At 66.1% G+C, this 22,411-nt stretch carries 21 protein-coding genes; 18 read left to right on the forward strand and 3 right to left on the reverse strand.

Annotated elements, in window-relative coordinates; all coding sequences use genetic code 11:
• Positions 1–55: 55 nt before the first annotated feature.
• From JN531_RS09080 to JN531_RS09145, 14 genes are all read left to right on the forward strand, one after another.
• Positions 56–1,288, forward strand: coding sequence for a glycosyltransferase (locus JN531_RS09080; RefSeq protein WP_228348551.1), 1,233 nt, complete (start codon positions 56–58; stop codon positions 1,286–1,288).
• A gap of 48 nt (positions 1,289–1,336) precedes the next feature.
• Positions 1,337–1,537 carry a DUF6447 family protein gene (locus JN531_RS09085; protein WP_228348552.1) on the forward strand — a complete coding sequence of 67 codons (201 nt, stop codon included), beginning with the start codon at positions 1,337–1,339 and terminating at the stop codon, positions 1,535–1,537.
• 77 nt (positions 1,538–1,614) lie between these two features.
• Positions 1,615–2,478, forward strand: a complete 864-nt coding sequence (gene rfbA, locus JN531_RS09090) for a glucose-1-phosphate thymidylyltransferase RfbA (protein WP_228348553.1) — start codon at positions 1,615–1,617, stop codon at positions 2,476–2,478.
• Complete coding sequence (gene rfbC / locus JN531_RS09095) at positions 2,475–3,032, forward strand: dTDP-4-dehydrorhamnose 3,5-epimerase (RefSeq protein ID WP_228348554.1); 558 nt, start codon at positions 2,475–2,477, stop codon at positions 3,030–3,032. Before rfbA ends, rfbC begins: the two co-directional genes overlap by 4 nt.
• Positions 3,029–3,904: a dTDP-4-dehydrorhamnose reductase gene (rfbD, locus tag JN531_RS09100; protein ID WP_228348555.1), complete on the forward strand. Its 876-nt coding sequence runs from the start codon at positions 3,029–3,031 to the stop codon at positions 3,902–3,904. The genes rfbC and rfbD overlap by 4 nt, the downstream gene beginning before the upstream one ends.
• Positions 3,901–4,938 (forward strand): dTDP-glucose 4,6-dehydratase, encoded by a 1,038-nt coding sequence (gene rfbB / locus JN531_RS09105; protein WP_228348556.1) that lies wholly within the window; start codon positions 3,901–3,903, stop codon positions 4,936–4,938. The genes rfbD and rfbB overlap by 4 nt, the downstream gene beginning before the upstream one ends.
• A gap of 55 nt (positions 4,939–4,993) precedes the next feature.
• Positions 4,994–6,253 (forward strand): cadherin repeat domain-containing protein, encoded by a 1,260-nt coding sequence (locus JN531_RS09110; RefSeq protein ID WP_228348557.1) that lies wholly within the window; start codon positions 4,994–4,996, stop codon positions 6,251–6,253.
• A gap of 144 nt (positions 6,254–6,397) precedes the next feature.
• A complete protein-coding gene (locus JN531_RS09115) occupies positions 6,398–8,308 on the forward strand; it encodes a hydantoinase/oxoprolinase family protein (RefSeq protein WP_228348558.1) in 1,911 nt (636 codons plus the stop codon).
• Between the two features lie 23 nt (positions 8,309–8,331).
• Positions 8,332–8,769 (forward strand): acetone carboxylase subunit gamma, encoded by a 438-nt coding sequence (locus JN531_RS09120; protein WP_228348559.1) that lies wholly within the window; start codon positions 8,332–8,334, stop codon positions 8,767–8,769.
• Positions 8,766–10,928 carry a hydantoinase/oxoprolinase family protein gene (locus JN531_RS09125; protein ID WP_228348560.1) on the forward strand — a complete coding sequence of 721 codons (2,163 nt, stop codon included), beginning with the start codon at positions 8,766–8,768 and terminating at the stop codon, positions 10,926–10,928. The genes JN531_RS09120 and JN531_RS09125 overlap by 4 nt, the downstream gene beginning before the upstream one ends.
• Positions 10,925–13,171, forward strand: a complete 2,247-nt coding sequence (locus tag JN531_RS09130) for a hydantoinase B/oxoprolinase family protein (protein WP_228348561.1) — start codon at positions 10,925–10,927, stop codon at positions 13,169–13,171. The genes JN531_RS09125 and JN531_RS09130 overlap by 4 nt, the downstream gene beginning before the upstream one ends.
• A gap of 8 nt (positions 13,172–13,179) precedes the next feature.
• Positions 13,180–14,010: a hypothetical protein gene (locus JN531_RS09135; RefSeq protein ID WP_228348562.1), complete on the forward strand. Its 831-nt coding sequence runs from the start codon at positions 13,180–13,182 to the stop codon at positions 14,008–14,010.
• 15 nt (positions 14,011–14,025) lie between these two features.
• Positions 14,026–16,041 (forward strand): acetoacetate--CoA ligase, encoded by a 2,016-nt coding sequence (locus JN531_RS09140; RefSeq protein WP_228348563.1) that lies wholly within the window; start codon positions 14,026–14,028, stop codon positions 16,039–16,041.
• Positions 16,038–17,039 carry a CobW family GTP-binding protein gene (locus JN531_RS09145; RefSeq protein WP_228348564.1) on the forward strand — a complete coding sequence of 334 codons (1,002 nt, stop codon included), beginning with the start codon at positions 16,038–16,040 and terminating at the stop codon, positions 17,037–17,039. The genes JN531_RS09140 and JN531_RS09145 overlap by 4 nt, the downstream gene beginning before the upstream one ends.
• 41 nt (positions 17,040–17,080) lie before the next feature.
• On the opposite strand, the gene JN531_RS09150 is transcribed toward JN531_RS09145, so the two are convergent.
• Positions 17,081–17,476: a c-type cytochrome gene (locus JN531_RS09150; protein ID WP_228348565.1), complete on the reverse strand. Its 396-nt coding sequence runs from the start codon at positions 17,474–17,476 to the stop codon at positions 17,081–17,083.
• Positions 17,477–17,547: 71 nt separating this feature from the next.
• On the reverse strand, positions 17,548–18,153 hold the full coding sequence (locus JN531_RS09155; RefSeq protein WP_228348566.1) for a ferritin-like domain-containing protein: 606 nt from the start codon (positions 18,151–18,153) through the stop codon (positions 17,548–17,550).
• A gap of 140 nt (positions 18,154–18,293) precedes the next feature.
• Here JN531_RS09155 and folE2 point away from each other — a divergent pair, with 140 nt between their 5' ends.
• The 3 genes from folE2 to JN531_RS09170 are packed head-to-tail and all read left to right on the forward strand — an operon-like array spanning position 18,294 to position 20,853.
• Positions 18,294–19,142 (forward strand): GTP cyclohydrolase FolE2, encoded by an 849-nt coding sequence (gene folE2, locus JN531_RS09160; protein WP_228348567.1) that lies wholly within the window; start codon positions 18,294–18,296, stop codon positions 19,140–19,142.
• A gap of 36 nt (positions 19,143–19,178) precedes the next feature.
• Positions 19,179–19,814 carry a helix-turn-helix transcriptional regulator gene (locus JN531_RS09165; RefSeq protein WP_228348568.1) on the forward strand — a complete coding sequence of 212 codons (636 nt, stop codon included), beginning with the start codon at positions 19,179–19,181 and terminating at the stop codon, positions 19,812–19,814.
• 28 nt (positions 19,815–19,842) lie between these two features.
• Positions 19,843–20,853, forward strand: coding sequence for an NAD(P)H-dependent flavin oxidoreductase (locus tag JN531_RS09170; RefSeq protein ID WP_228348569.1), 1,011 nt, complete (start codon positions 19,843–19,845; stop codon positions 20,851–20,853).
• Between the two features lie 9 nt (positions 20,854–20,862).
• Here the strand turns inward: JN531_RS09170 and JN531_RS09175 are convergent, their stop codons facing one another.
• A complete protein-coding gene (locus tag JN531_RS09175; protein WP_228348570.1) occupies positions 20,863–21,843 on the reverse strand; it encodes an NAD(P)H-dependent flavin oxidoreductase in 981 nt (326 codons plus the stop codon).
• Positions 21,844–21,930: 87 nt separating this feature from the next.
• Here JN531_RS09175 and JN531_RS09180 point away from each other — a divergent pair, with 87 nt between their 5' ends.
• Positions 21,931–22,347 (forward strand): MarR family winged helix-turn-helix transcriptional regulator, encoded by a 417-nt coding sequence (locus tag JN531_RS09180; protein WP_228348571.1) that lies wholly within the window; start codon positions 21,931–21,933, stop codon positions 22,345–22,347.
• Positions 22,348–22,411 lie beyond the last annotated feature (64 nt).

The following is a 22,411-nucleotide window of genomic DNA, read 5'->3' on the forward strand; positions in this document are numbered from 1 at the left end:
TCTCGAACCTTTTAATCCCCGCTTCGGCGGGGATTTTTTTGCCCGAAGACATTTCATGCGCATTCTCTTTCTGCACCAGAATTTTCCAGGACAGTTCAAACATCTGGCGCCGGCGCTGAAGGCCCGTGGCGACGATGTGCGCGCACTCGCCATTGAGGGGGCCGGTCTCAAGGACCTGCCGATGTGGCGCTACAAGGTCGACCGCGCCAATGCCGACGGCATTCAAGGCTGGACCCGCGAGTTCGAGACCAAGATGATCCGCGCCGAAGAGGCGTGGAGAGCGCTGCAGCAGATCAAGGCCGAAGGCTTTGAGCCTGATCTGGTGGTGCTGCATCCCGGTTGGGGCGAGGGCTTCTGTGTGGAGGACGTGTTTCCCGACGCGCGCCAACTGCACTTCGTGGAGTGGTACTACCATGCCAACGGTGCTGACGTGGGATTTGATCCGGAGTTCTCGGCCGGCAGCCGCGAGCCGGGTCGGGTGCGGTCAAAAAACGCCATGAACTTGTTGGCTTTGCAACAGATGGATTGGGGTTACAGCCCGACCGCATGGCAGCGACAACAGGTGCCAGTGGAGTACCGGGAGCGGATCGACGTGATTCACGATGGCGTCGACACCCGGGTCATCGCCCCGGCGCCGGACCGCAAGGTGACGTTTTCCTCTGGCTTGGCGCTCGGGCAGGGCGATGAGCTGGTGACCTTCGTCAACCGCAACCTGGAGCCGGCACGGGGCTGGCATGTGTTCGCCCGGTCGCTGAAGCATTTGCTCAAGGCGCGCCCGAATGCCCACGTGGCGATTGTCGGGGGCACCGATGTCAGCTATGGCGCGCGGCCGGAGAACGGCAAGAACTGGCGCGAGGTGATCTGGCGCGAGGTGCAGGGCGAAGTGGATGCGAGTCGCGTTCACTTCCTCGGGCGCATTCCGTATTCGACCTTCATCGGCCTGCTGCAGGCTTCAAGCTGCCACGTCTATCTCACTGTGCCATTTGTGCTGAGCTGGTCGATGCTCGAAGCGATGTCGGTCGGTGCGGTTGTGGTCGGCAGCGATACTGCGTCGGTGACGGAGGTCATCAAGGACGGGCAAAACGGCTTGCTGACCCCGTTCCTCGACCCACAGGCATTGGCGGAACGGGTGGCCGACGTGCTGGCCCGACAGGACCACTATCGACCGTTGCGTGACGCAGCCCGCCAGACCGTAATCGATCGCTACGACCTCACCACCCGATGTCTACCGCAGCAGCTCGCGCTGGTGGATCGCGTGGCCGCCATGCCGCGGCGGGTTCACGCCTGATCGGCTAGAATTGCAGCACATTTTTTGACGCCAACCGGAGTGTTCCACATGGCAAAAGAAGAAGTCGTCACCATCGACGGCAAGAAGTACAACTGGGCCGACCTGAGCAAGGAAGCCCGCACTGCGCTGGTCAACCTCAACGCCACCGACGGTGAGATCAAGCAGCTGCGCGTCCGCGTGGGCATTGCGCAGACCGCGCGTGCCGCGTTTGCCGAGCAGCTGAAGGCGGCCCTGCCCAAGGGCAAGTAAGCCAGGCAAAACGAACGAGCCGCCTGCGGGCGGCTTTTTCGTATGCTAGTGGCCCCAGCGGTGGACCTCATCACCCCATGAAAGCCATCATCCTCGCCGGCGGCTCCGGCACCCGGCTGTACCCGGTGACGCGCGGCGTGAGCAAGCAGCTCACGCCGGTGTATGACAAGCCGATGATCTACTACCCGCTGTCGGTGCTGATGCTGGCCGGCCTGCGAGAGGTGCTGATCATCACCACCCCGCAGGATCAGGTGGCGTTTCAGCAATTGCTGGGCGATGGCAGCGACTGGGGCATGCGTCTGGAATACGCGGTGCAGCCGAACCCGGATGGCTTGGCGCAAGCCTTCGTCATCGGTGCCGACTTTCTGGCCGGCGAGCCGGCCTGCCTGATACTCGGCGACAACCTCTTCTTTGGCCACGGCCTGCCCGAGATGCTGCGGCGGGCGGCGGCACGCACCCGCGGTGCGACGCTCTTTGGCTATTACGTGCGCGACCCGGAGCGCTACGGGGTGGTGCAGTTCGATGCTGACGGCCGTGCCATCGACATCGAAGAAAAGCCCGCCGAGCCGAAGTCCAACTACGCCATCACCGGCCTCTACTTCTACGATGCCGATGTGGTCGATCTGGCACGTCAGGTGCAGCCCTCGGCCCGCGGCGAGTTGGAGATCACCGACCTCAATCGTGCCTATCTGGCGCGCGGTGACCTGCAGGTGGAGATGATGGGCCGCGGCTACGCCTGGCTCGACACCGGCACCCATGACTCGCTGCTGGAAGCCGGCAATTTCGTCCGTACGGTGCAGGAACGTCAGGGCCTGCAGATCTGCTGCCCGGAAGAGATCGCCTACCGTCAGGGCTGGATCGACGCCGCCCAATTGGCGCGCCTGGCCGAGCCGCTGCGCAAATCCCGTTACGGCCAATACCTGCTGGACCTGCTGCCATGAACATTGTCGAAACGCCCTTGCCGGGGGTGCTGCGGCTGGAGCCCAAGGTGTTTGGCGATGCCCGCGGGTTCTTCGTTGAAACCTATCGCGCCGAACAGTTCCTGCAACAGGCGCTGGAGGTCCGCTTCGTGCAGGACAACCAGTCGCGCTCACGCAAGGGGGTGCTGCGTGGCCTGCACTATCAGCTGACGCAGCCACAGGGCAAGCTGGTGCGGGTGTCGCGCGGCCAGGTGTTCGACGTGGCGGTGGACGTGCGTCGTGGCTCGCCGCATTTTGGCCAGGCCTACGGCTGCGTGCTGGACGATGTGGCGCATCACCAGCTCTACATTCCCCCGGGCTTTGCCCACGGCTTTCTGGTGATGTCTGACGAAGCCGACTTCGTCTACAAGTGCACCGACTATTACCATCCGGCCTCCGAGGCGGGTATCCGTTTTAACGACCCGGCGCTGGCCATCGACTGGCCCCGCCTTGACGTGCCCTTCGCCTTGTCCGACAAGGACCGGGTGTTGCCAATGCTGGCGGACCAATCCGCGCTTCCTGCCGGCCCGTCATGAACCTGCTCATCACCGGTGCCGGCGGTCAGGTCGGCCGCGAACTGGCGCTGCGCCTGGGGGGCGGCGATCTCGCGCTGGACCGTGCCGCGCTTGACCTCACCGACGCCGCCGCCGTGGGAGCCACCCTGGCGCACCATCGGCCGCGGGTCGTCATCAACGCGGCGGCCTATACCGCGGTCGACCAGGCCGAGCAGGACCCCGAGGCAGCCAACGCCATCAATGCCGCCGCGGTGGCGCACCTGGCCGCGGCCTGTGCGGCGGTTGGCGCGGTGCTGATCCACCTGTCGACGGACTATGTGTTCGACGGCACCGCGGCCATGCCCTACACCGACGACCAGCCCGCCGCGCCGCTGGGCGTTTACGGTGCCAGCAAGTGGGCCGGCGAGCAGGCACTGCGCGCCGCGTTACCGCAGCATCTCATCCTGCGGGTGAGCTGGGTGTTCGGGCAGTTCGGCCACAACTTCGTCAAGACCATGCTGCGGGTGGGGCGCGATCGCGACCTGCTCAAGGTGGTGGCTGACCAGCGCGGTGGCCCGACGGCGGCGGCGGACATTGCCGATACCCTGATGTCGCTGGCGCGCCGTGCAGCGCAGGCTGAAGCACTGCCCTGGGGCACCTATCACTATGCCGGCCAGCCGTTCGTCAGCTGGCACGGTTTTGCCGAGGCCATCTTTGCCGAAGCCGTGGCCGCCGGCGTGCTCGACCGTGCACCGCAGGTGCAGGCCATCAGCACGGCTGAGTACCCGACGCCCGCGAAGCGGCCGGCACAGTCGTCGCTCGACATGCAGCGCAGCGTCGCGCAACTGGGGCTGCAACCGCCGGACTGGCGCGCCAGCCTCCATACCCTGATGCAGGATCTCAAGGCCTCATGACCGCCGTCACCGTCCATACCCCCCGCAGACTGCTGGTGACCGGCGGTGCCGGCTTCATCGGCAGCAACTTCGTCCACACCCTGCTGGCGCAGGACCCCGATGCCGTGGTGGTGACCCTCGACGCGCTCACCTATGCCGGCCGCGCCGACAACCTTGATGCGCTGCCCGCAGCAGATCGCCACCAGTTGGTCAAAGGAGACATCTGCGATCGCCCCCTGGTGGACCGGCTACTGCGTGAGCACCGTATCGACACGGTCGTGCATTTTGCCGCGGAGTCGCACGTCGACCGCTCCATCGCCGGCCCCGAAGCCTTCGTGCAAACCAACGTGACCGGCACCTTCACGCTGCTGGAGGCCTGTCGCCAGTTCTGGCAGCAGGACCGGGGCCTGGGCACAACCAGCGTGCGCTTTCACCACATCTCCACCGACGAGGTCTACGGCACCTTGGGCGCCGATGATCCCGGTTTTTCCGAAACCACGCCCTACGCCCCCAACTCGCCGTACTCGGCGAGCAAGGCGGCGTCGGACCATCTGGTGCGCGCCTGGTTTCACACCTACGGGCTGCCGGTGGTCACCACCAACTGCTCCAACAATTTCGGCCCGCGCCAGCATGGCGAAAAGCTGATTCCCACCATCATCCGCAGCTGCCTGCAGGGCAAGCCCATTCCGGTGTACGGCGATGGCAGCAACGTGCGTGACTGGCTGTTCGTCACTGACCATTGCCACGGTATCGACGCCGTCATGCGCCGCGGACGGCTCGGCGAGTGCTACAACATCGGCGGTGGCAACGAGCAGCACAATATCGACGTGGTGCGGCAGATCTGCCGGGTGATGGATGCCGAACACCCCGAAGGCGTCCCGCACGAGCATCTCATCAGCTTCGTCACCGACCGCCCCGGCCACGACTGGCGCTATGCCATCGATGCCACCAAGATCCGTGACGAACTGGGTTGGACCCGGGCCCAGCGCTTTGCCGCCGAAATCAGTGAGACCGTGCGCTGGTACCTGGCGCACCCCGACCGGCTCGCCGTGTAGTACGGTGGCCGCCGTCCCTGCGCTCACTGCGTCCGTTGTTTGAGGAATCGCTTCAATGAATGACCCTGTCGTCCGCCCGATCGATCTCGCCCCGCCCGCAGAACTCACCGTGGCGGCTGTCCCGCCCTTGGTTGTTGCGCGTGCCGATACCCTGAAGCTCGCCGAGCGGCTGGAACAGGAACAACCACGGGAACAGGAGGCGCCCGAGCAGCAGCCACCGCCGGCGCGGGCGCAAGCCGAGGCCGAGGCTGGCGCTGACGGCGAGGCTGAGGCCGACGCCGCCCCGCCGACCGGCGAATCGCCGGCGCCACAGCCCTTCAATCCGTCAACGGTGACGCTGATCAGCCACGCCGAGCTGGAAGGCCGCGACCCCGATGCCGTGACGGTCTTCGGCCTGCCGCTGTGGGGGGCGGTTGCGATTGGCGGCGGGCTGGTGGCGCTTGGTGTGGTGGCTGCCTCCGACAGCGATGACGATGGCGGCGGCAGCACCGCGCAGGCGCCGCGTATTCTCAGTAATGGCGGCGGCGATACGGCCTCGGTCGATAGCGCCGAAAACACGACGGCCGTCACCACCGTGGTGTCGCTGGGGTCGGGCATCAGCTACAGCATTACCGGTGGCGTCGATGCCGATCTGTTCGATATCAACAGCAGCACCGGTGCGCTCACCTTCAAGACGGCCCCCGATTTCGAAACACCGGCCGATGACGATGGCGACAACCAGTACGTCGTCGAAGTGCAGGCCTCCGATGGCAGCCAGACCGACACTCAGACGATTACGGTCACCGTCGGCAACGTGGCTGAAATCACCAGCGACGGTGGCGGTGATACCGCCGATCTGTCGGTGGTCGAGAACACCACCGCGGTGACCACGGTCGTCACCGAAGCGACCGACGACACGCTGAGCTTCAGCATCGTCGGTGGTGACGACCAGGCGCTGTTCAACATCAACGCGACCACCGGCGCCCTCCGGTTTCTCGACGCACCGGATTTCGAGAACCCCGGCGATAGCGATACCGACAACGTGTATGAGGTGATCGTGCGGGTCAGCGGTGCCAGCGGGACCGACAGCCAGACGCTCACCATCACCGTGACCGACGATGGCGCCGAGAGTCAGGCACTGCGCCAGGACGATGCCATTGCCAAGGCCCTGAACGGCCTCAACGCCGAGGCACCGATTGATGCCCTGCAGTTCGCGGATGGCACCACGATGTCACTGCAAGCGCCTGCCGCCTCGCTGGATGTCGGCGGTGCTGCCAGCCCCGAAAGTGGTGCCATTGCACTGTTCGAATCGCCCTGGCTGACCGACGGTCTCTGATCGTCGGCGCCACCCCGCGGCGCTGCCGGATCGGCTGACCGCCGACCGGCCCCACCCACCCACCCTCGGCTCAATCCTTTAGGGTGGGGACGCCTCGGCGTCGCCTGCCCTACCGTCCTCAGACCGCAAACTGAGGAGAAGACGGTGGGGAAACTCATCAATATCGATAACGGCGGCACCTTGACCGACATCTGCGTGATGGACGGCGCACAGGTGTATCGCACCAAGACGCTGACCACGCCGTTCGACCTGTCGAAGTGCTTTTTCGAGGGACTGGTCAAGGTCTCCTCGCAGATCTACGGCAAGAGCGACATCGTCTCGCTGCTGTCGAGCACCGACCACATCCGCTATTCGACCACCCAGGGCACCAACGCGCTGGTCGAGCGCAAGGGCCCGCGGCTGGGGCTGGTGCTCGGCGGCACGCTCAGCGCGGCCGGCTTCGAGGACGACCCACTGCATACGGCACTGTTTGCCGATCTGGTCGGCGAGCGCATTGCGACCCTGGATGCGGGCCTCGACGATGCCGCGATCGAGCCGGCACTGGTCGACGCCGTCAACCGGCTGGCCTCGGCGGGTGCCAACCGGGTGGTCATCGCCCACGGCGGCCCCGACCGCCTCGCCGCCGAAATTCGCCTGAAGAAGATTCTGCTGCGCAAGTTTCCGCAGCACCTGCTCGGCGCCGTGCCCATCCTCTACTCCCACGAGGTGGTACAGGACGACAACGACGTCCGCCGCACCTGGACCGCGCTGTTCAACGCCTTCCTGCACCCGGCGATGGAGCGGTTTCTCTACAACGCCGAGCACAAGCTGCGCACCCACAAGGCGCAGAACCCGCTGCTGATCTTCCGCAACGATGGCCATTCGGCGCGGGTGGCCAAGACCATCGCGCTCAAGACCTACAGTTCGGGGCCCCGTGGTGGCATGGAGGGCGCCCGTGCGCTGGCAGCGCACCTGGGCCTGCAGCATCTGGTGTCGATCGACATCGGCGGCACCACCACCGACATCGGTGAGGTGCGCGACAACAGCGTCCGTGAGGATGCCCGCGGCCAGGTCGAAGGCGTGGAAGTGTCGTTCCCGCTGTGCAACGTGGTCAGCGTCGGGGTCGGCGGGTCGTCAGTGATCCGCGCCCGCGGCCAGGCGATTCAGGTGGGCCCCGAGAGTGTCGGCAGTGCACCCGGGCCCGCCTGTTTCGGCCTTGGCGGCACCGAAGCCACGATCACCGATGCCTTTCTGCTGGCCGGTCTGCTCGACCCGGCTTCCTACTTCGGTGGTGAGTTGAAGATCGACGCCGAGCGTGCCCGCAAGGCCATCGCCACCCATGTCGGCGAGCCGCTGGGTCTGGATGTTGACGTCGCCGCAGCGCAGATGGAGGCCGCCTGGGTGGAGAAGGTGGCGGCCGGCATTCGCGCCTTCACCACCGTCACACCCGACACCACCCTGGCGGCTTTCGGTGGTGCCGGGCCCTTCGTGGTCTGCAAGGTGGCGGAAGCGGTGGGCGCGTCGCGGGTGTTGATCCCCGGTCTGGCGGCGGTGTTCTCGGCCTTCGGCCTCGGTTTTTCCGACATCGCCCACCTGTGCGAAGCCCCCCTCGACGACAGCGCTGATCTTGATGCCGTGCGTCAGGACCTGCTGAAGCGTGCCGAACGCGGCATGTACGGCGAGGGCTTCGCCCTGTCCGAGTGCACGCTGGAATGGCGGGTGAGGATCAGCGGCGCCGATCGCGACGACTGTCTGCCGCTCGGCGACGCCGTGCCTGCCGCCGCGAGCGGCGAGACGCGCACGCTGCAGCTTCAGGTCACCCGCGCCATTGCCCAGCCGCAGCTGCGGGGCCGATTCAATGGCACCCAGGTGGCGCCCCGCAGCGATGTTCGCCGTCGGGTACGGGTGGGCGATGCGCATGCCGACCTGCCGCTGTACCGCGTTGAAGCCCAACCCGCGGGCGCGCGTGCTGCCGGACCGGCGGTGCTGGAAGAGGCGTTTTTCACCTGCCGCATCGACGCGGGCTGGTCCTTCGAGGTCAGCGACGCCGGCGACGTGTTGTTGACCCGCGAATAGAACATCTGGAGGAGCCCCGGAACATGAAAGTGCTGATGACCGAGAACCTGCGCATCGATCTCGAAACCGAGAAGTGGGAATGCCGTGCCTGCGCCGGCGAGTTGTTCGATGCGCGTGACAACTACAAGCGTGGCCTGCTGGTGTATGACCGCGACCCCCGCGAGATCCACAAACCGTTGCTCGACCCCGAGCGCTACGAATTCACCTATGCGCCCAATCCGGTGTGGTGCCGCATTCTCGAATACTACTGTCCGCATTGCGGGACGATGATCGAAACCGAATATCTGCCACCCGGACACCCGCCGGTACGCGACATCGAGCTGGATATTGACGTGCTCAAGGCACAGTGGAAGGACCGCGAAGAGGTGAAGACGGCGCCGGTGGGGGCCGAGCCGCCACGCCCGGCTGCCCACAGCGGACAACCGGTCGCGCAGTATCAGGGTTCGGGGAGCCGCTCATGAGACGGGTATCGGTCGATATCGGTGGCACCTTCACCGACTGCTTCGTGGCCTGGGACAACCGCTGCATCGAGACCAAGGCGCTAACCACCCACCAGAACCTGGCGCTGGGCTTCAACGAGGCGCTGAAGAGCGCCTGCGCCGACCTTGGGGTGAGCGAGCGGGAACTGCTGTCACAGGTCGATTCGGTGCGCTATGCCACCACGCTGGGTACCAACGCGCTGATCGAGCGCAAGGGCCCGCGGCTGGGCTTGCTGACCACCGCCGGTTTCAAGTCGTCGGTGCCGCTGACCCGCGCCAAGGGCTATGCCACCGGCCTGCCACACAAGCAGCAGATGGATGTCCCCAACGCACAACGGCCGGATCCGATCGTGCCGATCCCGATGATCCAGGAGGTGCGTGAGCGCGTCGACTACGCCGGTGCGGTGGTGATGTCGCTGGACGAGGACGGCCTGCGCGAGAGTCTCCGCGTACTGGTGGACAAGGGCGCCGAGGCGATCGTCGTGGTGCTGGCCAACTCGGTGGTCAACCCGGTACACGAGCAGCGCATCCGCGAGATCTTTCTCGAGGAATATCCGGGCCACATGCTCGGCGCCATTCCGATGCTGCTGTCGCATCAAGTGGCCGGCCGCAAGGGCGAGTACGTGCGGGCGATGTCGACCATCATCGACGGCTTCCTGCACCAGGTGATGTACCACGGCCTGGGGACGCTGGAACTCAATCTGCGCAATGCCGGCTACGACAAGCCGATGCTGTGCAACCACAACTCCGGCGGCATGGCGCAGCTCAACTCCACCGATGCCCTGCAGACGGTGCACTCCGGGCCGGTGTCGGGCATCGCCGCCAGCGAGCACCTGGCGACGCAGACCGGGCTCGGCAACATCGTCGCCACCGACATGGGCGGCACCAGCTTCGATATCGGCATCGTCGTCGAGGGCGGGGTCAAGCACTACGACTTCAACCCGGTGATCGAACGCTGGATGGTCAGCGTGCCGATGGTCCATCTGGTCACCCTCGGCGCCGGTGGCGGTTCGATCTGCTCCTATGACCGCATGTTCAAGACGGTACAGGTGGGGCCGGAGTCGGCTGGTTCCGATCCTGGCCCGGCCTGCTATGACCGGGGCGGTCTCAAGCCGACCGTGACCGATGCCGATCTGGTGCTGGGCTATCTGGACCCCGGTCACTACGCCGGCGGCTTCATCAAGCTCAACCCGCGCCGGTCGAAGCAGGCGATCGAGGCCCATCTCGCCGATGAGCTCGACATGTCGGTGGTCGAGGTGGCCAAGCTGATCAAGTCGTCGGTCGACACCAACATGGCCAATGGCATTGCCCGCGAGCTGCGCACCCGTGGCTACGAGCCGGAGAACTTCACCACCCTGGCCTACGGTGGCAACGGGCCGCTGCACGCCTGCGGCATTGCCCGCGCCCTGGGGGTAAAGACGATCCTGGCACCGCCGTTTGCGTCGGTGTTCTCGGCCTGTGGTGCCGGCAACATGAGCCAGCTGCACATCCATGAGATGAGCACCTGGACCGTGCTGTTCGACGCCAACCGGCAGCTGTTCTTCAAGGACTACGGATTCTTCAACGGCATCGTCGAGCAGCTTGAAGCGCGGGGTCGCGAAGACCTGCTGCGCCAGGGGTTCACCGCCGAGCAGATCGGCTACCGGCTGGAGCTGGACATGCGCTATGGCAACCAGCGCGTGGAAACCGCCGTGGTCACCGATCTCAACCGGATTACCGGCCCCGAGGATGTGCTCAAGCTGATCGAGCAGTTCTTCGCCCGCTACGGTGAGCGCTTCGGCGAGGGCAGTCAGACCCCGGAAGCGGGCGTGCGCATCAATACCATCCGGGTCTGCGCCTATGTCGAGCTGCCGGGCATCCAGTTCTCCGGCATCAAGCCGGAAGGGCCGGGGCAGCCGCCACCGACGGCGGTCGGCAGTCGCGACTGCCACTTCGTCGGCATCGACGGCGCCCTGACAACGCCGCTGTACGACGAAGCGGCATTGGCCGTCGGCACCGAGATCGACGGGCCGGCCATCGTGGTGACGCGCGCGACCACCTACCTGGTGGAGCCGGGCTGGCGTTTCCGTGCCGCAGAACAGAAAGCGGTCTGGTTCACGTCCATTGAGGGCACCCCTCAGATTTCACGGAGCACATCATGAATGACCCGCAGATGACGCCCGAGCAGCAAGAATTGCTCAACCGGTTCCTGCAGAACAACAAGATGTTCTATGCGCCCGATCCGGCGATCATGGAAAACCACAAGATCGAGGCGCGGACCGAGATCGAGGACCAGCTGCTGTCCGGCGCGGTCGACCCGCACAAGGTCAACGAGGTCCGGGGCCTGATCGTCGCCGCCCTCGACGAATCGCACACCATGATCGAGCAGATGGGCGCGGCGCCGGGTGCCAAGTGGGGTGACATGACCACCGCCATCTTCACGGCGTCCGGTGACCTGTCGCTGATCGCGCCGCATGGTGTCGGCGGCTTCGCCGCGGCGGTGTTCTACCCGATCAAGTTCATCAACAAGTACTGGGCGACGGAGCCGACCGTCGGCGTGCGCGAGGGCGATGCCTTCATCCACAACGACGCCCGCTATGGCGGCATCCACAACACCGACCAGTCGATGATGATGCCGGTGTTCTGGGAGGGCAAGCTGATCTGCTGGATTTCCGCCACCATCCACGAGGGCGAGAACGGCTCCTGCGAACCGGGTGGCATGCCGGCAGCGGCCGAGAGCAAGTTTGACGAGGGGCTGAAGATGCCCCCGTTCCGCTGCGCCGAAAACTTCGAGCTGAAGCGGGACATCGTCACCTTCCTGCAGAACTCGGTGCGCGACCCCAAGCTGCAGCTGGAAGACATGAAGGTGCGGCTGCACTCGGTGATCCGGCTGCGCGAGCGCATCATGCGGGTGCTGGAAGAGCACGGCCCCGAGGCCCTGATCATCATGCTGCGCAAGCAGCTGGAGGACGTCTCCGAAGAGGTGCGTCGGCGCATCCGCGAACTGCCGGACGGCACCACCCGCACGGTCTCCTTCGCCGATTCCACCCTGCGTGAAAGCGTCTTGCTGAAGCTCAACATGGCAGTGACGGTCAAGGGTGACACCATGATCGTCGACCTCCGCGGCTCGTCGCCGGAGCTGTTGAATCGTTCGATCAACGCCTGTCAGGCTTCGTTCAAGACCATGCTGTTCTGCGGTTACATGATGAACGTGTGGCCCGATCTGCCCTTCACCATGGCGGTGTTCACGCCATTCGAGTTCATCTTTGATGAGAAGTCGATCATCAACGGGTCGTTCGACACGCCGCAGGCCATGAGCCTGATTCCGCTGTTCAAGACCATGACCATCGCCTCGATTCCGATGGCCAAGTTCACCTACAGCCTGCCGCACCGCTACACCGCCATGGTGGCACCGCAGTACGACCAGCCGGCCACCCTGATCTACGGCGGCATGACCCAGCACGCCGAGTTCGTCGGCAACTTCTGCGCCGACATCAACGGCATGGGGCAGGGCGGCCGCAGTCATCGCGATGGCGAGCATTCGGTGTCGCCGCCGTTCTCGGCTTGTTGCGACCTCGGCGAGATCGAGCTGATGGAGGAAGACCTGCCGTTGGTGCGCCTCGGCGCCTTCACCCTGGCCAAGGACCGGGTCGGCTTCGGCAAGCAGCGTTCCGGTCTCGGCTACGAGCAGATCCACAGCTTCCGCGGCTCCGACCTGTGGGGCTACATGGTCGGCTGTTCCGGTTCGTTTTTCCCCTCCGCGCAGCCGCTGTTCGGTGGCTATGCCTCGCCGACCTATCCGCTGTGCAAGGTCAAGGGCACCAACATCTTCGAGCACCTCGAGAAGAACCCGGAGAAGATCCGCTTCGACATTCTCGACATCATGAACAACCAGCCGATCGAGGGCGCGCAGTACTCGACTCATCCGATGGCGATGACCTTCGAGCTGGCGGCGCCAGGCGAGCTGTACATGATGTGCCAGGGTGCTGGCGGCGGTTACGGTGATGTCTTGCAGCGCGACCCGGAAGCGGTGATGCGTGATCTCGAAGAAGACCTGATCGGTGACGATACCGCGCGCGAAGTGTTCAAGGTGGTGTACGACGCCGGATCGCGGGTGGTGGATGAAGCGGCCACCTCGGCATTGCGAGACGCCGAACGGCGCGCGCGCATTGCACGGGGCAAGCCCTTCGATGCCTTCGTCGCCGACTGGTGTACCGACGAGCCGCCCGCCAACCTGCCGTACATGGGCAGTTGGGGCCCGGATGTCAGCACGGTCTACGGCATCATGATGGGCCAGCGGGTGAAGATGGAGGGCAAGGCGCTGCAGAGCCAGTTCATGCTCAATCCCAAGGACGTCCGCATCGCGGAACTGGAAGCGGAAGTCGCCCGGCTCAGCGCGTCATGACCGGCCTGATGGCGACCCTCAGCACGGCTGCATCACCGCTGCTGTGGCTGGAGGACACCGTCTACGTGGAGCGCTTGCTCGGCGCCGGTCGAACGCCCTGGCTCGACAGCGCCGAGTACGTCGCGTTTCGCCGCAAGGCGCAAGGCTTGCTGCGTGCAGATCTCACCGCGGTGCCGCTGGTGCATGTGATGCAGGCCTGGGTCGCTGCCCATCCGGCCCTGGCTGCGGCGATGTCGGCCAAGCGCCGCACGACGTTTCCGCTGCGAACCCTGATGGCAGACGAGGGCTTGTCGGCCTATCTGGTGGAGATGGTCGGCGGCCTTCGCGCCGCGTTCCCGACCGCTCCGCTGGTGCTCGGCATGCCCTCGCCACGGGCGATGATCACGGCGGCATGGCAGATGGCCTTCGGCGCCGATGTCGACGACGCGATTGACGACGACGATATCGATACCTGCGCCGTCCACATGGCGGCATTCCTGCGCAGCTTTGGCGACTGCAAGGTCGATGGCGTGCTGCTGACGGCGGCGGCCGACGGCGTCGAGGCGCTGGAGTTGTACCCGCCCCTCCTCAACATCGCCACGCATTATCGATGGGATGTCGGCGTGCATCTGCCATCGGGGGCCGTTCTCGAAGGGGATACATCCGTGCTGCAGTGCGTGGTCGCGCCCCAGGCGGTCGAGGGGGTGCTGTCGGTGGTGAGCCTGCCCGACACCTTCTGGGATGGCGTGATGCCGGCCACAGCCGACACCGGCACGCCCACGCATCATTTCGCCACCATCCCGGCCGACGCTGTCCCCGAGAACGTCCTGGCGCGACTCGCCGCGCTTCGCGGTGCATGAGAGGAGAAAGACGACATGGCAGTGACTGAAGGCCAATGGTTGTGGTCACCGCGGCCCGAATATGCGGCGCGGTCGCAGCTCGCACAGTTCATGGACTGGTTACGGCGGACCCGCGACCTCGACATTGCCGACTACGAAACCCTGCGCCAGTGGTCGGTCGCCGAGCCCGAGGGATTCTGGTCGGCCTTGTGGGACTACTTCGACATTCAGGCGGACGGGTCCTCGACCCCGGTGCGGGAAGGCGAGGGGATGATGGAGACGCGGTGGTTTACTGGCGCCCGCGTCAACTATGCCGAACACCTGCTGCGGTATGAGGCCAAGGCGGCCGAGGGCGAGACCGCCATCTTCCACCAGACCGAGAACCGCCCGCTGGACCGGATGAGCTGGCAGCAGCTCGGACATCAGGTGCGCGTGCTGGCGACGCGGTTGCGGGCGATGGGGATACGCCCCGGCGACCGGGTGGTGTCGTACATGCCGAACGTGCCGGAAACCACGTTGGCGATGATTGCCACCATCGCGGTAGGGGCGGTGTGGTCATCGACCGCGCCGGAGTTTGGTATCCGCACGGTGGTGGACCGCTTGTCGCAGATCGAACCCAAGCTGATCTTCGTCAGCGATGGCTACCGCTTCGGCGGCAAGGACTTCGACCGTACCGCGGAAGTGCAGCAGATCGTCGCCGGTCTGCCCACTCTGGAGCAGGTGATCTGGCTGCCCTACCTGCAGCCGGACCGCAGCACACCGCCGGTGCCCGATGCGCTGTGCTGGGCTGAGGCGTTGTCCGGCCCGGCCGTACCGCCGGAGGCTTTCCAATATGAGCGCGTCGACAACCAGCACCCGCTGTGGGTGATGTTCTCCTCCGGCACCACCGGTTTGCCGAAGGCGATTACCCACAACCATGTCGGGCAGCTGGTGGAGCACCTCAAGCTCAGCGCCTTCCATTTCAATCTGGCCCCCGGCCAGGTGATGTTCTTCCACAGCACCACCGGCTGGGCGATGTACCAGTTGCTGGTGTCGTCGCTGCTGCGCGGTGCCGCCATCGTCCAGTACGACGGCAGCCCGGTGCATCCGGGGCTGGACTTCCTCTGGTCGCTGGCCGCCAACACCGGGGCGACCAACTTCGGCGCCAGCCCGACCTTCGTGCAGATGATGGAAAAGGCCGGGCTGCGGCCGCGCGATCACTTCGATCTCTCCGCCCTGGAGGCGGTGCTGGTGGCCGGTGCGCCGAGTACGCCGGAAACCTTCAAGTGGTTCTATGACAACGTCAAGGAAGACCTGTGGGTCACCTCGCAGTCCGGCGGCACCGAAGTGGGCAGCGCCTTCGTCGGCGCCTCGCCGACGCTGCCGGTCCATGCCGGCGAGATCCAGTGCCGCTGCCTGGGGATGGACATCCAGTCCTGGAGTGATGACGGCCAGCCGCAGGTCGATGCAGTGGGGGAACTGGTGTGCGTCAAGCCGTTTCCGTCCATGCCCGTCTTCTTCTGGGGTGATACCGACGGCAAGCGCTACCACGAGGCCTACTTCGAGCATTTCCCGGGCGTCTGGCGGCACGGTGATTTCATCAAGATCAATGCCCGCGGCGGTTGCTACATCTACGGTCGCAGTGATTCCACGCTGAACCGCTTCGGTGTGCGCATCGGTGCCGCCGAGGTGTACCGGACAGTGGAGCAGGTGGACGCGGTGGCCGACAGCGTGGTGGTGTGCTGCGAACTCGACGGTGGCCACTTCTTCATGCCGCTGTTCGTGCAGCTCAAGCCGGGGTTTGTGCTGGACGAGGCCCTCGTCAACACCCTCAACACCAAGCTGCGTTCCGACTGCAGCCCGCGGCACGTGCCGGACCGGATCTACGCCGTGCCGAAGGTGCCCTACACACTCACCGGCAAGAAGATGGAAGTGCCGGTGCGCAAGCTGCTGATGGGCTGGCCGGTGGATCAGGCCGCCAGCCGCGATGCGATGATGAACCCGGAGAGCCTCGACTGGTTCATCGATTTCGTGGCGACCACCGGCGACTACCAGAAGCCCGCACGCGCGTGAGCCCGTCGATGCTGATGCGCGATCCGCTGGCGCGGTATTCGGATGCGCACGGAACCGGGGATCGCCAGCCGCTGCCGGTGACCCTGATCGGCGGCTTCCTCGGCGCCGGCAAGACCACCCTGCTCAACAGTCTGTTGATGCAGGGTGAAGGGCGCCGCATCGCCGTGCTGGTCAACGATTTCGGGGATCTCAACATCGATGCCCAGCTGATCGTCAAGGTGGAAGGGCAGACGGTGGAGCTGGCCAACGGCTGCATCTGCTGCTCGATCCGCGACGACCTGATCGCCGGCGTGACACAACTGTTGAACGCCGAGCCGCGGCCTGAACATCTGCTGATCGAAACCAGCGGGGTGTCAGACCCCGAGAACATCCTCTGCACCTTCAATCAGTCCCCGGTGCGTCGCGACATCTTCCTCGAAAACGTGGTGACGGTGGTCGATGCCCTGCATGCGCTGGATGCCCGCGACACCGAGTACGCCGCGCTGTTCCAGCGGCAGGTGGGTGGGGCCTACATGGTGGTGATCAACCGGGCGGCGGCGGCCGGCGCCGCGCAGGTGCAGGCGGTACGGGCGATGATCGAAACCCTGCGGCCCGGCATCGCCCTTGTCGAAGCCGACGATGGCGCCGTGCCGCTGGCCGTTCTGTTGGGTGCCAGCCGCCAGGGCCAGGCCCTGTTCCGTCCCGAACCGACGATGGACAGCCGCGCCCACCCGTTCACCAGCATGGTGTGGAGCAGCGAGCGCCCGGTGCGGCGTAGTGACTTCAATCGCACCCTCCACGCACTGAGTCATACCGTCTATCGCGCCAAGGGCTTCATCAACTTCCAGCACTACCCGCTGGCCACGCTCTACCAGAAGGTCGGCGGGCAGGCGTCCTGCATCGACGGCGGCGCCTGGCGCGGCGCCACGCCGCGATCCGAGCTGGTGCTGATCGGGCTCGCCTCCGGCCTCGATCCGGCGGAGATCGGGCGTCAGCTCGATGCCTGCTGTGTGGGGTGATGCCGATGGGCGGCGGCCGCGTGCGAAGGCGCGGCTGCCGTTCAGTGTGCGGGCTGGCAACGTCCCGGCGTCTGGCTGATGCGCTGCAGATAGGCAATCAGGTTTGCACGGTCGTCGGCGTCGGCGGCCAGCCGCACACGCATGTGGTTGCCGGGCACCAGCGCATCCGGGTTTTCCAGCCATTGGTCCAGGGTCGTCGCAGTCCAGATCAGGTCTGCCGCCGACAGCGCGGGCGAGTAGTCGTAGCCGGGCTGTGTGCCGGCGCGGCAGCCGACGACGCCGCGGTGCATCGGCCCCGGACCATTGTCGTCCACCGCATGGCAGGCGCCGCAGCGGGCGGCATACAGGGCCTCGCCAAGGTCGGCATCCCGTTCCGCGAAGGCGGCTGCGGACCACAGCAGGGTGACACCGAGCAGGGAGGGGCAGCGGCGAGACATGGTCAGGCGTCTCCGTAGGGGCTGCCGGCCGACGCCGGCACGGCAGCCCAGGGGTGGCAGGGGCCGGGCGTTCAGCCGCCGAAGCTCATCGACTGCTGTGGCAAGGGTTCGCCGAGGGCCTGCGTCAGCGCGGTGTAGTGCAGGGCCTCGTCGGCGATGAGGGTGCCGGCCACCCGCGCCAGATTGCGATCGCCGAAGCTGGGGATCACTCCCAGATAGGCGTTCACCGCACCCAACTCCAGTCGTTGTGCGAGGCGCAGAATGTCTTCGGCGCTGCGAATCGACTTCACGTTGAGCTTGCCGCTGTCCCGGTAGGTCGCCATCGGTGCCGCCTCGACCGGGCGCCCGCCCAGGGTTTCGATGGCCTGCACCAGCACTTCGCGGTGGCCTTCATGGTGGCCCTTGAACAACACCGCGACGTCCAGCAGCGGCTTTGACAGCAGGCCGCTTTCGGCGCCGATCTGATAGGCGGCAATTCCCTCGTGCTCCAACCCCAGAGCCACGTTGAGAATGGCCAGATCGTTGGCCGCTGCCTCGCTGCCGTGACTGGCGGCGAAACCCTGCAGCGGGGCGCCACCGAGCATCGCGACGGCGGTCGCCGACAACACGGCACTGCGGGAAAGGAACGCGCGCCGGGCGGGAGCAAACGCAATGGTGGGGAATGTGGGGTGGGTCATGTGCAGGCCTCCGGGCTGGAATGGAAATGATGTCGACCCGAAACACCGATAGGGGCAGACATCGTGGCGAATGCTAAATACTACTTTACACAGTTTCAACTGTTTTATATTATTTGTGAAACCCACCACGCTGAGCCCTCATGAATCACATCGATCACCCCTCGCCCTTGCCCGATACCCAATCCTTGGCTGACCCGCGCGGCCTGGCCGTGACCCGCGCCGGCGTCAGTGGCCTGAGTCTGCCGGCCCGGGTGATCGATGTGGATCAAAGCCATTGCGACACGGTGGTGCGGTTTGATCTGGCGGTGGGTGTGCCGGCCGCGCAGCGCGGCACCCACATGTCCCGGTTGGTCGAGGCTGCCCATGCCTTGGCACAGCCGTTGGATCTCGGACACCTCGACAGCGCCGTGCGCCACCTGCTGCGGCGCATGGACGCTGACAGCGGTCACATCCACTGCCGCTTCCCCTGGTTCGTTTCGAAATCGGCGCCGGCCAGTGGGCGCCATTCACTGCTGGAGCTGGCAGTGGAAGCCTGGGTGCATGTTCACGAAGCGGGACGGATGCCGGTGTGCCAGCTACGTGTGCACGTGCCGGTGACCACCCTGTGCCCCTGTTCCAAGGCGATCTCGCAATACGGGGCGCACAACCAGCGCTCGCAGGTGTCGGTCACGCTGCGCGCGGCGCAACTGCCGTCGGTGGCGCAACTCGCAAGCCTGGTGGATGAACAGGCATCCTGCGGCGTGTACGCTGTTCTCAAGCGCGAGGACGAGAAGGCCGTGACCGAGGCGGCCTACGACAATCCGAAGTTCGCCGAGGATCTGGTCAGGGACTTGTATCTCTCACTGCAGCGCAAGCTCGACCCGCAGTATCTGAGTGTGGCGACCGAAAACCATGAATCGATACACAACCATGCTGCCTATGCCGTTATTGATCAGGTCCATGTGCCGATGGGACATCTCCGGGAGGACCTGCGGGATGGCGTTCTCTGAGGGGGTGACGGCCTTGGTCGATGGAGGGCTGTCGGCATGATGGCGACCAGCCTGCTGGAGCGCTGCGGCGACAGTCAGCGACGGGTGCTGGAGCTGCTGCTGCACGCGCCGGATGGTGGCACCGTGGAGTATCTGGTGGGGGCCCTGGGCATCACCACCAATGCAGTGCGTCAGCATCTGGCCGCACTGGAACGCGATGGGTTCGTCGAGCGTGCCGGCACCCAGCGCACGCGCGGCCGCCCGGAAATTCTCTACCAGCTCACCAGCGTCGGCCGTGAGGCCTTTCCCCGGCGCTATGGAGACCTGGCGGAAAGCCTGATCGAGGAGATCGGCGAGGTGGTCGGTGCGGAGGCGCTCGAGGCGGCAATGCGGCGCATGGGCGCGCGGGCGGCCCGGCAGGCCGGGGCAGAGCGCGGGCCCTTGTCACTGGCGGCAACGGCTGCCGCGATGCGCGGCGCCGGCTACGAGGCCGCGGTGAAGCCGGGCCCGGCGGGGGTGCCGGAGATCCGCGCGCACAACTGCGTGTTTCATCAACTGGCGGAGCGGTTCCCGGCGGTTTGTGAGTTCGATCTCGCGTTTCTGGAAGCAGCCACTGGCCAGGCGGTGGAGCACCGCGAATGCATGGTGCGCGGCGGACGAAGCTGCCGTTTCGGATTCCTGCCCAAGGATTGAGGGCAGCAACTCAGCAAGGGAGAAAGAGATGCCAGAGCACTGGTTTCGCGAACTGGGCATGCAGGTGCCCGTGGTCCAGGCCGGGATGGGCGGCGGCTTGTCGGATGCGCCGCTGGCAACCGCCGTCAGCCGGTCCGGTGGACTGGGCACGGTGGGAATCCTGCCGCCAGCGGCCTTCCGTACCGCGCTGGTAGAGACACGCGAGAATCTCGGCGAACGCCCCTTTTCCGCCAATCTGCTGATGCCTTTCGTCCGCGCCGCGCATGTGGCCGCCTGTGTCGAGACCCGGCCGACGGTGGTGGTGATGTTCTACGGCTTTGATGCCGCCCTGGTGCGGCGTCTGCAACGGGCCGGCATCCACGTCTGGCACCAGGTGGGCAATCTCGATCAGGCATCGCGGGCCGTGGCCGACGGCGTCGATGGCCTGATCGCGCAGGGTGTCGAGGCCGGTGGCCATCTTGGCGGCAATGTCCCTCTGCGCGATCTGGTGCCGGCGGTGAAGGCGATGGCCGAGGGCCTGCCGGTGCTGGCAGCGGGCGGCATCCACGATGCCCATGGTGCCGCAGCAGCACGGCGAATGGGTGCCGATGGCGTGGTCTCGGGCACCCGTTTCCTGCTTGCCCCGGAGAGCGGTGCGCACCCCGACTACAAAGCGCGTCTGCTGGCAGCCGACGAAACACTGCGGACCCTGTTGTTCGGGCTGGCTTGGCCGGCCTACCACCGGGTGGTGCCGAATGCCGCCACCCGTCGCTGGTGTCGCAAACGACCCGAGGGGCCGCGCTGGCTGCAATGGATCAATACCCTCACGGTGCCGGCCAGAAGCGTGATCACGCTGGCGCAGGTGGCGGCGATGACCCCCTTGCAGCGCCTTTCCATCCCCCTCTATTCAGCCGTTTCCAAGACCCGCGACATGGCCGCCGGAGACGTGGACGTGACGCCGCTGTACGCCGGCGAGGGCATCAGTGCGATGACCACGATGCAGACGGTTGAGGAGATCGTCAGGGCGCTTGCCAGCGGGTTTGCCGGTGGCGATGCCTGAGCGTTCCCGCTAGGCGTCGGTTTGGCTGAGCTGCGCATATGCCCGTCGTAGCTGTTGCTCGGCCTCGTGCGCGAGCTGGCGGACGATGTCGCCGGCGGGCGCAATGGCGGTGATCAGGTCCAGACCCTCGCCACCCCAGACGATGCCGGTGTCTGCGGCGCCGGCCCGCTGGGCCGCCTGAAAGACCGGGGCGACCTGCGAGCGTTGCCGTGCCAGCGCAGTCTCATTTTCCTGCCACCGGTCGATGAAGCGGTTGCGGACCGCACGCCCGGTATAGCCCGAAGGCCATCGCAGCCCGCGGACGATGTCGAATACACGGGTACGGCAGGTGTCATCACCCCCCGCACTGAGCAGGCGCTGTTTGATGCGGGGGTGGCCCAGCGCTTCATCGGAGGCATACAGGCGGGTGCCAATCAGCGCTCCGCTGGCGCCCAGCGTCAGCGCCGCGGCAAGACCACGACCATCGGCGATGCCACCGGCCGCCACCACCGGTGTCGGCGTCACGGCATCGACCACCGCCGGGACCAGCGGCAGGGTGGCGCGGCTGCCGCCATGGCCGCCGGCCTCGGTGCCCTGGGCGACGATCAGATCTGCGCCAGCGTCACGGGCAAGGCGGGCGGCCGCCACGGTCTGCACCTGCGTGATGGCAGGGATGTCGGCCTGCCGCAGACGGTCGAGAATCCAATCGCTGTCGCCGAAAGACACCATCACCGCGTGAGGGCGGGCATCGATCACCAGGTCCAGCAGCGCCGGCGAGCTGCTCCAGCTGATCAGGCCGATGCCCCAGGGGGTGCTCAGCCGATGTTCGCGAAGCATCCGCAGCTGCGTCTGCATCCAGTCGAGGTCGCCGTAACCAGCGCCGATCATGCCGAAGCCCCCGGCCCGTGACACGGCGGCGCACAGGTCAGCGCCGGCGACGCCGCCCATCGGTGCGCCGATGATGGGCAGCTCGATCTCCAGCAGAGTGGTGAGCGCGGTCCTCAGGGGCACGGGTGTTCTCCAGTAGGCAGGCCGACGAAGGCTTCGGCAGTTATATCAAGTTATGATGTATTGGCACGAAGCAGGAGGTGCCCGGCAATGCCCAGGCCAACCAAGCGGCAGTACGAAGTGATTGGCGAGTTCCGCTACCAGTTGCGGCGATTTCTGGCAGAGAGCGAGCGGCTGGCGAAGGCTGCTGGAGTAACGCCGCTGCAGTATCAGCTGCTGTTGCAGACCCAGGCCCGGCCCGGTCGCGACTGGGCCAGCGTGCGGGAGTTGGCAGAGTCGCTGCAGTCGAGCCCGCACGGCACGGTGGCACTGATCGATCGCTGTGTTGCGTTGGGTCTGGTCGAGCGCCGCCGGCACCCGGACGATGCCCGACGCGTGGAAGTACACCCCACCCCCGGCGGACGTCGCCTGCTCCAACAACTTGCGGCCGCCCACCTCGAACAACTGGTCGCACTGCAGGGCCGCTTCGCGGTGCCCGACCGTGCGGCCCTGCGGGCAGCGCCCTGAGCAGGGCAAACCACCTGAGGCGCCCGCCGGTTCCGGGGTTCCGGCTGACAGTCGCTGCGGCATT

This window comes from Flagellatimonas centrodinii, from assembly GCF_016918765.2.
In the GTDB taxonomy this organism is placed as follows: domain Bacteria; phylum Pseudomonadota; class Gammaproteobacteria; order Nevskiales; family Nevskiaceae; genus Polycyclovorans; species Polycyclovorans centrodinii.

Bases quoted from the DNA above. Each gene is read 5' to 3' on its own strand.
- JN531_RS09080 (WP_228348551.1), top strand. From the start codon at position 56: ATGCGCATTCTCTTTCTGCACCAGAATTTTCCAGGACAGTTCAAACAT.
- JN531_RS09085 (WP_228348552.1), top strand. From the start codon at position 1,337: ATGGCAAAAGAAGAAGTCGTCACCATCGACGGCAAGAAGTACAACTGG.
- rfbA (WP_228348553.1), top strand. From the start codon at position 1,615: ATGAAAGCCATCATCCTCGCCGGCGGCTCCGGCACCCGGCTGTACCCG.
- rfbC (WP_228348554.1), top strand. From the start codon at position 2,475: ATGAACATTGTCGAAACGCCCTTGCCGGGGGTGCTGCGGCTGGAGCCC.
- rfbD (WP_228348555.1), top strand. From the start codon at position 3,029: ATGAACCTGCTCATCACCGGTGCCGGCGGTCAGGTCGGCCGCGAACTG.
- rfbB (WP_228348556.1), top strand. From the start codon at position 3,901: ATGACCGCCGTCACCGTCCATACCCCCCGCAGACTGCTGGTGACCGGC.
- JN531_RS09110 (WP_228348557.1), top strand. From the start codon at position 4,994: ATGAATGACCCTGTCGTCCGCCCGATCGATCTCGCCCCGCCCGCAGAA.
- JN531_RS09120 (WP_228348559.1), top strand. From the start codon at position 8,332: ATGAAAGTGCTGATGACCGAGAACCTGCGCATCGATCTCGAAACCGAG.
- JN531_RS09125 (WP_228348560.1), top strand. From the start codon at position 8,766: ATGAGACGGGTATCGGTCGATATCGGTGGCACCTTCACCGACTGCTTC.
- JN531_RS09130 (WP_228348561.1), top strand. From the start codon at position 10,925: ATGAATGACCCGCAGATGACGCCCGAGCAGCAAGAATTGCTCAACCGG.
- JN531_RS09135 (WP_228348562.1), top strand. From the start codon at position 13,180: ATGGCGACCCTCAGCACGGCTGCATCACCGCTGCTGTGGCTGGAGGAC.
- JN531_RS09140 (WP_228348563.1), top strand. From the start codon at position 14,026: ATGGCAGTGACTGAAGGCCAATGGTTGTGGTCACCGCGGCCCGAATAT.
- JN531_RS09150 (WP_228348565.1), bottom strand. From the start codon at position 17,476: ATGTCTCGCCGCTGCCCCTCCCTGCTCGGTGTCACCCTGCTGTGGTCC.
- JN531_RS09155 (WP_228348566.1), bottom strand. From the start codon at position 18,153: ATGACCCACCCCACATTCCCCACCATTGCGTTTGCTCCCGCCCGGCGC.
- folE2 (WP_228348567.1), top strand. From the start codon at position 18,294: ATGAATCACATCGATCACCCCTCGCCCTTGCCCGATACCCAATCCTTG.
- JN531_RS09165 (WP_228348568.1), top strand. From the start codon at position 19,179: ATGATGGCGACCAGCCTGCTGGAGCGCTGCGGCGACAGTCAGCGACGG.
- JN531_RS09170 (WP_228348569.1), top strand. From the start codon at position 19,843: ATGCCAGAGCACTGGTTTCGCGAACTGGGCATGCAGGTGCCCGTGGTC.
- JN531_RS09180 (WP_228348571.1), top strand. From the start codon at position 21,931: ATGCCCAGGCCAACCAAGCGGCAGTACGAAGTGATTGGCGAGTTCCGC.